Genomic DNA, 13,134 nt, shown 5'->3' with positions numbered 1-13,134 from the left:
CGCCCGCACGGCCGCGCTCCGGGAGCACCCGCTCGGACATTCCGGTAATGGGTCTCACCTCCCTGAGTCGCGGTCATACTCGGCGTATGCCAGCCTATCGCACTGCCCGGTCACCGGGACCGGTGGTCCCGTCCGGTAGGAGTGGGCCCGTCCGGTAGGAGTGGTCCCGTCCGGTAGGAGTGGGCCGCGCCCGGGGGGACCAGGCAGGGCAGCAGCCAGTCCCAGAGGGTGCAGAGCCGGCGGACGCGTTCCTCGGCGGGGCAGCCGTCGGCGAACACCACCTCCAGGCCGCAGGCGACGGTCACGACGAGCGTCTCCGGGCCGGGAGAGCCCGGGCAGTCCCGCCCCGGGCAGTCCCGCAGTTCGCCGGCACGGCGGGCTGCGGCCAGCAGGTCCCGGACGATGCCGGCCCAGACGCCGTGGAGGCCGCGCATGTCCGCGAAGGGTTGCTGGGGGTCGGCTGCCCCGGGCCCGCGCCCACCGGCCGTGCACCCGCCCGCCGCGCACTCGTCGGCCGGGCACTCGTCCGCTGCGCGTTCGTCGGCCGGGCACGCATCCGCTGCGTGTTCCGCCTGCCACCCGCCGTCCTCGCGGCCGAGGCGGAACGCCGCCCGGACCACCGGATCCGCCCGCACGGCGTCGACCAGCCAGTACCCGGCGTCGATCAGCCGTTGGAGCGGCGAGGCGGCGGCGTGCCGGTCGCCGCAGGCCGACCGCAGTGCACGTTCGGCCCGCGCGAACACCGCTTTGGCCAGCTCCTCCTTGGAGGCGAAGTGGAAGTAGAGCGCCCCCTTCGTCACCCCCGCGGCCGCGGCGATCTCACCGAGGGTGGCACCGGCGTAGCCACGGCGGTCGAACAGCCCCGCCCCCGCCTCCACCAGCCGCCCGCGCGTCCGTTCCGACCTCTCCTGGACCACCCGCGCCTCCCTCAGCCGACCCGGCTCAACGGGGCCGCCGCGACCTCCGCCACCACGGCCGCGCCGGGTTCCCGCTCCGGGCCGGCGGGCCGCTCCGGCCCCGCGGACCGCTCCGGGCCGGCGAGCAGGATGGAGCGCTGCAACCGCCGCAGTCCGGCCGAGGGCTCCATGCCCAACTCCCCTACCAGGGTGTTCCGCAGGCGCTGGTAGGCCTCCAGCGCCTCGCCTCGGCGCCCGGAGCGGTGCAGGGCGACCATGTACTGCCCGTGCAGGCTCTCGTGGGTGCGGTAGCGGTCGACCAGGACGGTCAGTTCCGCGAGCAGCCCGCGGTGGCGGCCCAGGCGCAGGTCGGTGTCGATCCGCTGTTCCAGTGCGCAGAGCCTGGCCTCCTCCAGCCTTCGGGCCTCGACGGCGAGTTGGCCGCCGACCGGGACGTCCACGAAGGCCGGTCCGCGCCACAGCGCGAGCGCCTCGCCGAGCGTCCGAGCGGCCAGCGGGTGGTCCTCGCCGTCGATCGCGCGGTAGCCCAGCCCGGTCAGCCGCTCGAACTCCCGGACGTCCGACGGTCCGCCGCCGCTGTTCAGCAGGTAGCCACCGGGCGAGGTCACCAGGACGTCCTTGGCACCGGACGCTCCCGCCTCGCCACCGTCCTCCGCACCCGCGCGGGCGAGCGCGCGGTCGATCAGATCGCGCAGCTGGAGGACGTACGTCTGCACGGTGGCTCGCGCGCTGCGCGGCGGACGGCCGGACCACAGCTCGTCGGCCAGCACGACCGCCGGGACCACCTCGTCGGCGCGGAGTGCCAGCAGCCCCAGCACCTGACGCGGCTTCGGTGCCGACGGCACCACCGACACCCCGCACACCCGGACGTCCAACGCCCCGAGCACCCGAATTTCCACGAGGACCCACCCCAATCACACGGAACGCCGCAGGCTCCTCCGCCGCGGCCGGCACCCGGGTCGACACCCCAGGGGGCAACTGCCACCAGTGAAAAACAGGACGCGCGGTTTGTCAATACAAAACCGAACGCGCTGTTTGTTTTCGGCGAAGAGCGACCACACGCGACCACACCACTACACGAATCCGCCCGGACACCCTCGGTGACGGCCGGAAGGCAAACCAAAGGCGGCGCCGGACCCCACAGTCCCGCCGCCGCCCATGCGCCGCGCTCAGCCACCTCCCGCGAACGGGACGCCGGTTGAGCCCGCGTCAGCCCCCGTTCACCCCACGCCGACGCCCGCCTGCGCCTCGACCGGCGCACCGTCGCCCCCCGCCGCATCCCCCTCAACCGCACGGGCCGCCGCGACCTCGGCGACCACCTGGGCGCCCCGGTCCGGCCCCATCCGCAGCGAACCGAGCACACCGGGAACCGCGATGCTCGGCATCAGGTGCTGGAACAGCCCGGACACCCGAAGCTCCAGGTCAGCCCGCCCGGAGAGCTTCTGGGACTGGATCTGGACGCCCGTCCACGCCGCGATGATCAGCCACGCGGTGTCCGCCGGAACGACGTGCGGCAGCAGCTCCCCGCGCTCGCCGGCCGCGAGCAGCAACGTCTCCATCCGGCTGATCCACCCCGGGATCGCACCCCCGCCGAGGTCGTCGATCACGTCCTGGCCGAGCGACAGTCGGGCACCCGCGCTCAGCAGCGGGTCGCGCGGCATCAGATGCGCCACCACCATTCCGGTGTCCACGAACTCCTGGAGCTTGCAGCTCCGTTCCGGAACTCCGTCCTGGGAGAACTGTTCCTCGACCACGCCCTGCGCGAGATCCCGCTTCGACGCGAAGTGGAAGTAGACCGCACCACGCGTCACCCCGGCCCGCGAGACCACCTCCCCGATGGTCGCGCCCTCGTACCCGAACTCGTCGAAGACCGACGCCGCCGCCTCCAGGATCAGCCGACGCGTCCGGAGCGCCCGCTCCTGCCGTACCACCGCAACCACCCCGCCCTGAGCTCCCGGAAAACAAAACCAAACACCCCGTATCTTAGCTACGGCGCACCCGCAACCGACAAGACAATGCCGGTTTGCCCCGACTGCTCACCCTTCACGACAAACTCGGCGAGCCCCACCTGAACGTTCGTCATCACACGGCCCACCCGAACCCCATCGCGACGTCTCTCCCTCAGGGCGCATCTCCCCCACGAAAACCGAATGATCGGTTTCTTTGAGAGGGTGTGCGAGACCGCGCGTTTCCCATGAGCGCAGCTACGCGCCACGCACCGCTTGCCCGCCCCACGCGCGGTCGAAGGGGTGTCAGGTCGCCCAGGGCAGCCGGAGTGCCTCGAGCTCGGGATCGTCCAGCAGCGCCTCGATGAGGGCGGGCGGCCCGGCGATCTTGGTGGCCCAGAGGTCGTAGTCGGTGCACAGCACCCAGGAGCGGTCGGCGGGCCAGAGGTTGGAGGGGCTGGAATCGGCGTCGTGGGTGTCGTAGAGGAACTCGGCGTCGCCGAGGCGGCCCGCGCGCACATGGTGCCGGTCGAAGTCACCGGTCATCAGCGGGTTGTGGAAGGAGAAGCAGCGGGTGTCCGGGCCGGCCGGGCCGTGCGCGGCGAGGACGGCGATCAGACGGTTCCAGGTCTCCCGGTCGAGGCTGCCCTCGGTGGGCGGGACGATGCCGACCGGCCAGCTGCCGTCCTTCCGCGCGGACGGGAGGCAGCGGTGGCAGGGCAGCACGCCCTCGGGCACGACGGGATCGCCGGTCCGTCGGGCGAGTTCCGCCCAGCGCAGGCGCCTCCAGCCCGGCCCCGGGTGCTCCGCACGGCCCAGGCCACCGCCCGTGACGACGCCCACCGCATCGAGGTCCACACCGACGAGCACCAGCGGCTGCGCGCTCCCGTCCGCCAGCCGGGCCCGGCGCTCCTCCTGGTACGAGACCTCGCCCGGCCCCCGCTCGTGCTCGTACATCGCATTGAGCACCCACGCGGCGTCGGGCATCGCGGGCGGCATGAACCCGAGCACTCCGTCCCCGCACAGCTCCTGCAGCCAGTCGGCCTCGGCGGACGGCGCGAGCGGCCACAGGCCGGACAGCGGATCGGGTTCCTCGGACATCCGGTCATGATCCCATAGCGGTGGACCGGCGGACCCGTGCCGCCGGGGCGGCTCGGGGGCCCGGCCCACCCGAGGAGTGGCGGCCGTCGACACGTCCGGCGCGGAAGCCACCCCGGGGATCCACAACCAAGCGGTTGAATACGTAGGCGGAGCGGCGTAGCGTTGTTCTCAACCAATCGGTTGAGAATGAACAGGGGTGCATGGTGGCTGTGGACCAGCTGTCCCGGGCGTTCGTCGCCCTGGCGGATCCGACGCGGCGGGACATCGTCGCCCGGCTTTCCATCCGGGACGCGACCGTCGGCGAGCTGGCCGAGTCCTATGCGATGTCCATGCAGGCCGTCTCCAAGCACCTCAAGGTGCTGGAGGAGGCCGGGCTGGTGAGTCGCAGCCGGGAGGGGCAGCGGCGACCGTGCCACCTGGAGCCGCAGGTGTTCGACTTGATGACGAGCTGGATCGAGCGGTACCGGCGCCAGGCCGAGGAGCGGTTCAGCCGCCTGGACGCCCTCCTCGCGGACCTGGCCGACGAGACCGACGACACCGACGGCACCGACAAGAACAACAACGACGACAACGACCGACCCCAGCAGAGCGAAGGAGCCCCGTCATGACCTCCAGCACCGGCCACGAGACCCGGATCGAAGCGGACCCGCAGCTGCCCACCATCCGGATCGTCCGCGAGTTCGACGCCCCGCAGCAGCGGGTGTTCCGGGCCTGGATCGAGCCCGAGCTGGTCACCCAGTGGCTCGGCCCGAAGGACCTCGAAATGAAGATCGACACCTGGGAGGCGCGGACGGGCGGGCACTACCGCTACTCGGCGCACCGGGACGGCCAGGAGATCGCCGCCTTCTACGGCTCGTTCCACGAGGTCCGACCGGCCACCCGGCTCGTCCAGACCTTCACGTTCGAGGGCGTGCCGGACGGCGTCTCGCTGGAGACCGCGACCTTCGAGCCCGTCGGGGAGGGCCGCACCCGCGTCACCGTGCTGTCGGTGGTCGACAGCCTGGAGGCCCGGGACGCCATCCTGAGCAGCGGCATGGAACGCGGCGTGGTCGAGGGCTACCTGAAGCTGGACGCCCTGCTCGCCGCGGGCTGACCCGCCGACGCCCGGGAGGGCCGACGCCTCCGGGGATTCAGCGCTCGGGGTCAGCGTTTCGGGATTCAGCGCAGCACGGCCACCGCCTCGACCTCCACCAGCTGGTCGTGGTAGCCGAGCACCGAGACACCGAGCAGGGTGCTGGGCGCGTCGTGCTCCCCCATGTACGCGCGGTACACGTTCCACACCTTGACCAGGTCCGCCTGGTCGGCGGAGGCCACGTACACGGTGGTCCGGGCGATGTCGGTGAGGGCGGCGCCCGCGTCCTCCAGCACGGCTGTCAGGTTGCGCATCACCTGATGGGCCTGCCCCTCGTAGTCGCCGACGGCGACCGTACGGCCGTCCTCGTCGAGCGGGCAGGCCCCGGCCAGCCACAGCGAGCGCGCCGGGGCGTCGACCACCGCGCCGTAGGCGTAGTCGACGGCCTGCGTCAGCCGTGTGGTGCGGATCAGCTTGACGGCGCTGCTCATGAAGTCCTCCGACGGTCCCGACCGAACGTTCGCGCCCATCGTTGGCCCCACCTGAACGACCGTCAAACCATTTACGGGCGAACTTCCCGCCCCACCAAGCCCGGTGCGCCCACGATTCACCGTTGCGGGTGATGGCGGACGGCCCGCCCGGACCGGAATCCTGGTGCCGGTACGCACGCCTCCACCGCAACCACCGCCCGGGAGCCGCCCCATGGAACCCCAACCCGCCGACCGCGACCAGGACGCCGGCGTCGGTCGGCGCCGCATGCTCGGCCTCGCGCTCGGGGCGGGCCTGGTCCCGGCGCTCGCCCCGGCGGCCCTCGCGACCCCCGCCGCCGCGGCCGCCCGTCCCGCCGCTGCGCCCGCACCCACGGATGCACCGACCGAGGCCCTGGGCCTGCGGGTCGCCGCCGTGGCCGCGGCCCAGATCGGCGTGCCGTACGCCTGGGGCGGCGGCGACCGCCTCGGCGCGAGCCTCGGCTTCTGCGACGAGGACAACGGCTGGCTCAACGGCGTGTGCATGGGCGAGAAGACGGTCGGTTTCGACTGCAGCGGCCTGTCGCTCTACTGCTGGTACCGAGCCAGTCACGGCACCGTCGAGCTCGGGCACTACACCGTCGCCCAGTTCAACCTCAGCGCCCCGGTGGCCCGGGACGCGCTGGCCCCCGGCGACCTGCTGTTCTTCTCCCGCCCCGACGCGCCCCTCCACCACGTCGGGGTCTACGTCGGCGACGGCGCGATGGTCCACGCCGAGCGCACCGGGACGCTGGTCGCCCGGGTCGAGGACGTGCTCGACGTCCCACGCTGGGCGGGCGAGTTCGCGGGCGCCCGCCGCCCGGGCCAACCCGTCGGCTGAACCCGCGCGCCCCCGGTCAGAGGCCGCTGCGCCGCTCCCCTCTCGGCGACCTTGGCGAGGTCGCTCGGGTCGAGGCCCAGCCGCCGCACCAGGTCCCGCTGGGCCTGCGGACCGAAGTCGGCGAGCGCGGCCGGCACCGCCATGTCCCAGAGCCGCAGGCCGCGTTCGGCCAGCCGCCCGCCCGAGCCGACCCGAGCCCACACCCCCAGGAGTTCGACCGTGGACGCCCTGTACCCCCGCCTGCTCGTCACCCGCTTCGCCGACTGCTTCTGCGCGACCCGGACGGCCACCTGATCGAGCTGCAGTCCTACTGACCCCGCCCCCTCCCGGAAGCGCCCCCGGCTCCCCCCTCCGTCGACCAGGGCCGCCAACTTAGGCTAGCCTAACCATCTGATCGACCTGACGACATGACCGGGGGGTCCCCATGACCGATCAGTCAGCCCGTAGGACGCCGCGCGCCCGCGAGACGCGGATCCTGCGCACCGAGCGGATCACGCCGCACATGGTGCGCCTGGTCCTCGGCGGCGAGGGGCTGCAGGACTTCGACGCCGCGGAATTCACCGACCACTACGTCAAGGTGCTGTTCGCGCCCACGGGCGTGACGTACCCGGAGCCGTTCGACCTGGCGCGGATCCGCGAGGAGTACCCGCGTGAGCAGTGGCCGGTCGCCCGAACCTACACCGTGCGGGCCTGGGACGCAGTGCTGCGCGAGCTGACCGTCGACTTCGTGGTGCACGGTGACGAGGGCCTGGCCGGGCCGTGGGCCGCCCGGGCGCAGCCGGGCGAGACGGTGCGCATCCTGGGCCCCGGCGGCGGCTACGCCCCGGATCCGGACGCCGACTGGCACCTGCTCGCCGGCGACGAGAGCGCGCTGCCCGCGATCGCGGTGGCCCTGGAGCGGATGCCGCCCGGCGCCGTGGTGCACGCCTTCGTCGAGGTCGCCGACGCGTCGGAGGAGCAGAAGATCGTCTCGCCCGCCGCCGTCGAGCTGACCTGGCTGCACCGCGGCGAGCGCCCGGTGGGCGAGGCCCTCGTCGAGGCGGTGCGCGCCTTGGAGTTCCCCGCCGGCACGGTGTCGGCCTTCGTCCACGGGGAGGCGGCCTTCGTCAAGGAACTGCGGCGCCAGCTGCGCATGGAGCACGGGGTGCCGCGCGAGCGGCTGTCCGTCTCGGGCTACTGGCGGTTCGGCCAGAACGACGATGCCTGGCGGGCGACCAAGCGCGAGTGGAACGCCCAGGTGGAAGCCGAGCAGGAGCCGGTCGGCTGACCCGGATCCGGCCCACGGGCAGTCGGCGCACCGGAGCCGAACGGCGTTCCCGTCCGGCCGGTCAGGCGCCGGTGGTCGTGCCCGCGGCGCTCCCGCCGCTCAGCTCGACCGGGATCCACAGCTGGGAGCCGGTCTGCGCGCCGATCTCCACGGGCCGGGTCCGGAGTAGCTCCGGACCCGGCCGGCTCGCGTAGGGGTTCGAGGGGAACCACTGCGTGAACACGTCCCGCCACAGTTCCTGGAGGGCCTGCGGATAGGGCCCGTGGTTGTCGAAGACCGCCCAGGTCCCGGCCGGTACGTCGAGGGCGTCGAGCTCCTCGGCGGCCGCCTCGGGACCGGTCACCACGCCGATCCAGTAGTCCACCTCGGCGCCCTCCTCCCGGCTGTCGGTCAGGTGCACCGCCGCCGACAGGATCCCTTCCGGCTCCCGGTCCGACAGCTCCTTCATCCGGACGATCGCCCGCTCGTCCAGGCTCTCCAGGTGCGCCGCCGCGGCCGCGTTGACCCCCTCGTGCACGAGCGGGACCCGGGCCTTCCTGCCGATGATCCGGAACGGCTCCTTCTCCACGATCCGGTACCGCATGGTCGTACTCCCTTCAACCACGACGCGGAAGGACATGCGCGGCTGCGCCGTGAGCACCGCACCCGTGCGACGGGCCTCGCCCGGCCCGATGCCGTGCGCCGACCGGAACGCCCGGGCGAACGCCTCGCCCGAGCCGTACCCGTACCGCACCGCGACATCGAGCAGCGTCCGCTCCCCGGACAGCACCTCGGCCCCGGCGAGCGTCATCCGCCGGCGCCGCACGTAGACCGTGAGCGGCATCCCGGCGAGCGTGGCGAACAGCCGCCGGAAGTGGTACTGCGACATCGCGGCGATCCGGGCCGCCTCGGCAATGTCGACCTCGCCGTCGAGGCGGGCCTCCAGATGGTCCAGCGCCTGATTCAGCCGCTCCAGCACGCACGTCCGCCCTTCATCCGATCGCGACGCCCGACCGAACCGGTGCGGGAATTGTCGGGCAGGAACCCCGGCGTCACCTGAGGCTTACACCATGACCGATATCAAGGGAGCATGCGAGCCCCGCTTCGCCGCGGTCCGGACGGCCCTCGCGGCCTCGCTCGACAGGGACGACGTGGGCGCCTCGGTCGCCGTCTACCTCGACGGCGAGCCGGTGGTCGACATCTGGGGCGGCTACGCCGACGCGGACCGCTCGGTCGGCTGGGAGCGCGACACCCTCACCGCGGTGAACTCCACGACCAAGAACATGACCGCCCTGTGCGCGCTGATCCTGGCTGACCGGCGCCGGCTCGACCTGTCCGCGCCGGTCGCCGCCTACTGGCCCGAGTTCGCCGCGGCCGGCAAGGAGGACGTGCTGGTACGGCACGTGCTGTCCCACACCGCGGGGCTGCCGACGCCGACCGGGCCGATAGCGGTCGAGGACCTCTACGACTGGGAGAAGGTGACGGCGGGGCTGGCCGCGCAGGCCCCCGCGTGGGAGCCCGGAACAGCCGCCGGCTATCACGCGCTCACCTTCGGGTTCCTGATCGGTGAGATCGTCCGCCGCATCACCGGCCGCAGCCTCGGCGGGTTCTTCGCCGAGGAGGTGGCCGGGCCGTTGGGCGCGGACTTCCACATCGGCCTCTCCGCCGAGCACGACCACCGTGTCGCACCGCTCATCCCGCCGCCGTCGCTGACCGACGAGTACGTCGCCGCCGCACCGCCCGGACCGGACGGCGCACCCCGGGAGACCACCGGCCCCGCGATCCGGGTCGAGGACGTCAACTCGGTGGCCTGGCGCCGTGCGCAGATCCCTGCGGTGAACGGCTTCGGCAACGCCCGGTCCGTCGCCCTCGTCCAGTCGGTACTGGCGAACCGGGGAGCGGCCGGCGGCGTGCGGCTGCTGTCTCCGCAGGGCTGCGAGCCCGCGTGGCAGGAGGTGTTCCGCGGTGAGGACCGCGTCCTGGGAACACCGATGTGCTGGACGACGGGCTTCGGCAGGTTCGGCAACACCTTCGGCTGGGGCGGTTGGGGCGGCTCGTTGGTCGCGAGCGACCCCGACGCACGGATGACGGTGGCCTACGTGATGAACCGGATGATCGACCGGGACCGGCAGGAGGACAACCGCGGCATGGAGATCATCATGGCCGCCTACAGCGGACTGCGCTGACAGGCAATGGGAGCGGTCCGCGCCCGGGCGCCCACGGTGGTTCCGCTACGGTTCCCCGGTGACCTCTCCTGCCTGGACCGACGACGCGATCGTCGCCGCCATCCGCGACTTCGCCGAGGAGCGCGACCTCCCTCGACCGGCACCCCCGGAGGCTGCGGACGAGTTCGAAGCCCTCACCGGGTTCCCGATGGCGCGGCTGCTGCGGAGAATCTACTGCGAGGCCGCCGACGGCGGGTTCGGTCCCTACGGCGGCGGTCGGCCCGGCCGCGGGGTCGAGTGCGGAGTGGTGTCGCTCACCGACTCCAGGAGACGCTTCAGCAACGAGGCGTCCCTGTCGAAGCTCTACCGCTCGTGGAACTCCCAGCCGTACGAGGAGCTGCAGTCCTATCCGCGCAACGTGCTGCCGCTGGCCACCCTCGGCGGCGTGATCTGGTGGTGCATCGACCTCAGCAGCCCGGACGGCAGCATGTGGGGCGCGGACGAAAACGCGTGCGACCGCCACTGGCTCGCGCCACAGAACCTCAGCCTGGCGGAGTGGCTCACCGAGTGGCTCCGCGGCAATGTCCTCGTCCCGACGATTCCCCCCGTTCCGGGCTGCCCCGGCTGCTGACAGCCCGCCGGCCGTCGGTCACCACCCCAGCAGCCGGCGGCCGTCGGGCCGGGCCGTCAGCTGTGGTGGGCGAGCGCGTCGGCGTGGGAGGCCGGCGAGCAGGCCCGACCGAAGACCGGTGAGGCCGCGTCCGCGCCGGGGACGTGTCCGAGCACGGCAGCGCAGTACTGGACGTCGGGTACCGGCAGCGGGCGGGGCCGGATCGAGCCGGCCGGGGCGGCGGCGACCGCCCCGGCCAGGGCGAGACAGCCGGCGAGCGCGGGGGCCAGGAGACTGCGCGGGACGCGCATGGGGTACCTCCGGTGCGGGGTGGGGACGGCGGCGGCCGTGGACTCGGCCGCCGCGCCCATTCGACGGGCGGCTCCCGCCCACGGCCCGGCCGACACACCGCGCACCGCACTAGTCGTACGTATGCCCCGGCCCGAGGACCGCCGCGTGCGCGGCGGCCCGCTCACCCCTCGGCGCCGTCCCCCCACAGGTCGGCGCTGCACCCGGCCACCAGCGCGCCGATCCGCGCCCACGCCTCCTCCGCCGACAGCGGCTCCAGCCGGCGGCCGTCCCGCAGGCGCAGCGCGACCCGGTCGTCCACCGCCTCCTTGGCGCCGATAACGGCCTGGTACGGCACCAGCCGGGCCTCCCGGATCCGGGCGCCGAGGCTGCCGTGCTCGGGCCCGGCGACCTCGGCGCGCAGCCCGAGGTCCAGGCAGCGCTGCCGGAGCCGCTCGGCCTGCGGCAGTTCGGCGTCGGAGATCGGCAGCAGCACGACCTGGACGGGCGCGAGCCAGGCCGGGAACGCGCCGCCGTACAGCTCGATCAGGTGGGCGACCACGCGCTCGACGCTGCCGATCACGCTGCGGTGGACCATCACCGGACGGTGCTTGGCGCCGTCCGGGCCGATGTAGTGCAGGTTGAACCGCTCGGGCTGGTGGAAGTCGATCTGGACGGTGGAGAGGGTGAATTCGCGCCCGGCACCGTCGGCGATCTGCACGTCGATCTTGGGCCCGTAGAACGCGGCCTCGCCCTCCGCCGCCTCGAACGGCACCCCGGAGCGCTCCAGCACATCGGTGAGCAGTGCGGTCGCCCGCTCCCAAAGCGCCGGATCCGCAACGTACTTGCCGCCCGCGCCGGGCAGCGAGAGGCGGTAGCGGATCGGCACCACGCCGAGCGCCCGGTGCGCGTCGCGGATCAACTCCAGTGCGGCGACGGCCTCGTCGGCGGCCTGCTCGGGGGTGCAGAACACATGGGCGTCGTTCAGCTGGATCGCCCGCACCCTGGTCAGCCCGCCCAGCACGCCGGACAGCTCGGAGCGGTACATGCCGCCCAACTCAGCCATCCGCAGCGGCAGTTCCCGGTAGCTGTGGGAGCGGGAGCGGAAGATCAGCGCGTGGTGCGGACAGAGGCTGGGTCGCAGCACCACTTCCTCCGAGCCCAGCTCCATGGGCGGGAACATGTCCTCGCGGTAGTGCGCCCAGTGGCCGGAGATCTCGTACAGCTCCCGCTTGCCGAGCACCGGGGAGTAGACGTGGCGGTAGCCGGCCCGGCGCTCGCGGCCGCGGATGAACTCCTCCAGGGTGTGCCGGATGGCTGCGCCACCGGGCAGCCAGTACGGCAGGCCGGAGCCCATCAGCGGGTCGGTGTCGAAGAGGTCGAGTTCGCGGCCGAGCTTGCGGTGGTCGTGCGCGGAAAGGTCGCGGTCGTGCGCGGAAAGGTCGTTCACGGGGCGGTCGTTCACGGGGCGGTCGTTCACGGTGACGGTCTCCACTCGGGGGTTGCGGGCGAGTGGAGCCGGAGACGACGAAGCCCCGGGGCACTCGCCCCGGGGCTTCGGACTAGGTCAGCAGTCAGCGCGCCGGGACTCTCTCCGGCGTCGTCGTGACGAGTGCAGCGCGCTTCATGTGATCAACCGTAGCAGGTCCGCCGACGAGCGCAAGATCTTTTCCGGCAGCCCCGACAGGCTGACGGCGCCGGCACGGGTCTCAGTACAGGACGACGCACCCGCGCGCACCGAGCGCGGCCAGCATCCGCTCCGACGGCCGGACGTCGTTCCACCGCAGGTCCAGCTTCTCCAGCGCGGGCAAGGCCTCCGATTCGCCCAGCCAGTGCGGCAGTTCGGTGATCCGGTTGCCGCGCAGGTCGAGTCGGCGCAACAGCGGGAGCCCGGCGAGCGCGGCCGGGACCTCGGCGAGGGCGTTCTCCCTGAGCTCCAGCTCGCGCAGCTCCGCCAGCCCTGCCACCGAGTCCGGAAGTGCGGTCAACTCGTTGCCGCGGAGCCAGAGTTCGCGCAGCGACCGGAGCTTGCCGAGCTCCACGGGCAGTGCGCCGATCCGGTTGTGCTGCGCGCGGAGCTCGACCAGGCCGGCCATCTCGCCGATGGCGGCGGGGAGTTCGGTGAGCCGGTTCTCGCCGACGTTGAGGTACCGCAGCGCGGTGAGCCGCCCGAGGGCCTCCGGCAGGGCGGTCAGCGCGTTGTCGTGCAGGTAGAGGAAGTCGCCGAGCCCGGTGAGGTCGCCGAGTTCGGCGGGCACCTCGGCGAGCTTGTTGTGCCCGAGATCGAGGGTGCGCAGCCTGGTCAACCGTCCGATCTCCGGGGGGAGTTCGGCGATTCCGGTCTCGGCGAGGATGAGCACCGTCAGGTCGGTGCGCTCCCACACCGCGGCCGGCACCTCGCCGAGCGGCTGCCGCCAGAGGTTCAGGGTCGCGTCGGTCACG

At 72.9% G+C, this 13,134-nt stretch carries 15 protein-coding genes; 6 read left to right on the top strand and 9 right to left on the bottom strand.

What is annotated here, in order from left to right:
- Positions 1-110 precede the first annotated feature (110 nt).
- The 4 genes from ACZ3TI_RS29945 to ACZ3TI_RS29930 form a co-directional block, all read right to left on the bottom strand.
- Positions 111-917 carry a TetR family transcriptional regulator gene (locus ACZ3TI_RS29945; RefSeq protein ID WP_465731630.1) on the bottom strand — a complete coding sequence of 269 codons (807 nt, stop codon included), beginning with the start codon at positions 915-917 and terminating at the stop codon, positions 111-113.
- An 11-nt stretch (positions 918-928) separates the two neighbouring features.
- Positions 929-1,816, bottom strand: a complete 888-nt coding sequence (locus tag ACZ3TI_RS29940) for an AfsR/SARP family transcriptional regulator (RefSeq protein ID WP_465731628.1) — start codon at positions 1,814-1,816, stop codon at positions 929-931.
- Positions 1,817-2,137: 321 nt separating this feature from the next.
- Positions 2,138-2,857, bottom strand: a complete 720-nt coding sequence (locus ACZ3TI_RS29935) for a ScbR family autoregulator-binding transcription factor (protein WP_465731626.1) — start codon at positions 2,855-2,857, stop codon at positions 2,138-2,140.
- Between the two features lie 312 nt (positions 2,858-3,169).
- The gene (locus tag ACZ3TI_RS29930; protein WP_465731624.1) at positions 3,170-3,964 is read right to left on the bottom strand and encodes a hypothetical protein; all 795 of its coding nucleotides are present in this window, start codon (positions 3,962-3,964) and stop codon (positions 3,170-3,172) included.
- 200 nt (positions 3,965-4,164) lie between these two features.
- Here ACZ3TI_RS29930 and ACZ3TI_RS29925 point away from each other — a divergent pair, with 200 nt between their 5' ends.
- Together ACZ3TI_RS29925 and ACZ3TI_RS29920 are read left to right on the top strand one after the other, a co-directional pair.
- Positions 4,165-4,572 carry an ArsR/SmtB family transcription factor gene (locus ACZ3TI_RS29925; RefSeq protein WP_465731622.1) on the top strand — a complete coding sequence of 136 codons (408 nt, stop codon included), beginning with the start codon at positions 4,165-4,167 and terminating at the stop codon, positions 4,570-4,572.
- Positions 4,569-5,057: an SRPBCC family protein gene (locus tag ACZ3TI_RS29920; protein ID WP_465731620.1), complete on the top strand. Its 489-nt coding sequence runs from the start codon at positions 4,569-4,571 to the stop codon at positions 5,055-5,057. Before ACZ3TI_RS29925 ends, ACZ3TI_RS29920 begins: the two co-directional genes overlap by 4 nt.
- Positions 5,058-5,122: 65 nt before the next feature.
- Here ACZ3TI_RS29920 and ACZ3TI_RS29915 read toward each other — a convergent pair whose 3' ends face one another.
- Positions 5,123-5,527: a RidA family protein gene (locus ACZ3TI_RS29915; protein ID WP_465731618.1), complete on the bottom strand. Its 405-nt coding sequence runs from the start codon at positions 5,525-5,527 to the stop codon at positions 5,123-5,125.
- Between the two features lie 211 nt (positions 5,528-5,738).
- On the opposite strand from ACZ3TI_RS29915, the gene ACZ3TI_RS29910 reads away from it, so the two are divergent.
- Together ACZ3TI_RS29910 and ACZ3TI_RS29905 are read left to right on the top strand one after the other, a co-directional pair.
- On the top strand, positions 5,739-6,383 hold the full coding sequence (locus tag ACZ3TI_RS29910) for a C40 family peptidase (RefSeq protein ID WP_465731616.1): 645 nt from the start codon (positions 5,739-5,741) through the stop codon (positions 6,381-6,383).
- Between the two features lie 424 nt (positions 6,384-6,807).
- Positions 6,808-7,650, top strand: a complete 843-nt coding sequence (locus ACZ3TI_RS29905) for a siderophore-interacting protein (protein ID WP_465731614.1) — start codon at positions 6,808-6,810, stop codon at positions 7,648-7,650.
- A gap of 61 nt (positions 7,651-7,711) precedes the next feature.
- On the opposite strand, the gene ACZ3TI_RS29900 is transcribed toward ACZ3TI_RS29905, so the two are convergent.
- On the bottom strand, positions 7,712-8,608 hold the full coding sequence (locus tag ACZ3TI_RS29900) for an AraC family transcriptional regulator (protein ID WP_465731612.1): 897 nt from the start codon (positions 8,606-8,608) through the stop codon (positions 7,712-7,714).
- 91 nt (positions 8,609-8,699) lie between these two features.
- On the opposite strand from ACZ3TI_RS29900, the gene ACZ3TI_RS29895 reads away from it, so the two are divergent.
- Together ACZ3TI_RS29895 and ACZ3TI_RS29890 are read left to right on the top strand one after the other, a co-directional pair.
- On the top strand, positions 8,700-9,815 hold the full coding sequence (locus ACZ3TI_RS29895) for a serine hydrolase domain-containing protein (protein ID WP_465731610.1): 1,116 nt from the start codon (positions 8,700-8,702) through the stop codon (positions 9,813-9,815).
- A 58-nt stretch (positions 9,816-9,873) separates the two neighbouring features.
- Complete coding sequence (locus tag ACZ3TI_RS29890; protein ID WP_465731608.1) at positions 9,874-10,425, top strand: hypothetical protein; 552 nt, start codon at positions 9,874-9,876, stop codon at positions 10,423-10,425.
- Between the two features lie 56 nt (positions 10,426-10,481).
- Here the strand turns inward: ACZ3TI_RS29890 and ACZ3TI_RS29885 are convergent, their stop codons facing one another.
- The 3 genes from ACZ3TI_RS29885 to ACZ3TI_RS29875 form a co-directional block, all read right to left on the bottom strand.
- Positions 10,482-10,715, bottom strand: a complete 234-nt coding sequence (locus ACZ3TI_RS29885; protein WP_465731606.1) for a hypothetical protein — start codon at positions 10,713-10,715, stop codon at positions 10,482-10,484.
- A 161-nt stretch (positions 10,716-10,876) separates the two neighbouring features.
- Positions 10,877-12,142 (bottom strand): threonine--tRNA ligase, encoded by a 1,266-nt coding sequence (thrS, locus tag ACZ3TI_RS29880; RefSeq protein WP_465731710.1) that lies wholly within the window; start codon positions 12,140-12,142, stop codon positions 10,877-10,879.
- 259 nt (positions 12,143-12,401) lie between these two features.
- Complete coding sequence (locus tag ACZ3TI_RS29875) at positions 12,402-13,133, bottom strand: leucine-rich repeat domain-containing protein (protein ID WP_465731604.1); 732 nt, start codon at positions 13,131-13,133, stop codon at positions 12,402-12,404.
- Position 13,134: the final 1 nt, after the last annotated feature.

This window comes from Kitasatospora sp. NPDC023120 (assembly GCF_055560835.1).
The sequence above is the reverse complement of the archived record's forward strand: the minus strand, read 5'-3'. Positions and strand labels throughout refer to the sequence as shown.

Excerpts from the sequence above, each read along its gene's own strand:
- ACZ3TI_RS29930 (WP_465731624.1), bottom strand. The coding sequence starts at position 3,964 with ATGTCCGAGGAACCCGATCCGCTGTCCGGCCTGTGGCCGCTCGCGCCG.
- ACZ3TI_RS29895 (WP_465731610.1), top strand. The coding sequence starts at position 8,700 with ATGACCGATATCAAGGGAGCATGCGAGCCCCGCTTCGCCGCGGTCCGG.
- ACZ3TI_RS29915 (WP_465731618.1), bottom strand. The coding sequence starts at position 5,527 with ATGAGCAGCGCCGTCAAGCTGATCCGCACCACACGGCTGACGCAGGCC.
- ACZ3TI_RS29910 (WP_465731616.1), top strand. The coding sequence starts at position 5,739 with ATGGAACCCCAACCCGCCGACCGCGACCAGGACGCCGGCGTCGGTCGG.
- ACZ3TI_RS29885 (WP_465731606.1), bottom strand. The coding sequence starts at position 10,715 with ATGCGCGTCCCGCGCAGTCTCCTGGCCCCCGCGCTCGCCGGCTGTCTC.
- ACZ3TI_RS29905 (WP_465731614.1), top strand. The coding sequence starts at position 6,808 with ATGACCGATCAGTCAGCCCGTAGGACGCCGCGCGCCCGCGAGACGCGG.
- ACZ3TI_RS29925 (WP_465731622.1), top strand. The coding sequence starts at position 4,165 with ATGGTGGCTGTGGACCAGCTGTCCCGGGCGTTCGTCGCCCTGGCGGAT.
- ACZ3TI_RS29920 (WP_465731620.1), top strand. The coding sequence starts at position 4,569 with ATGACCTCCAGCACCGGCCACGAGACCCGGATCGAAGCGGACCCGCAG.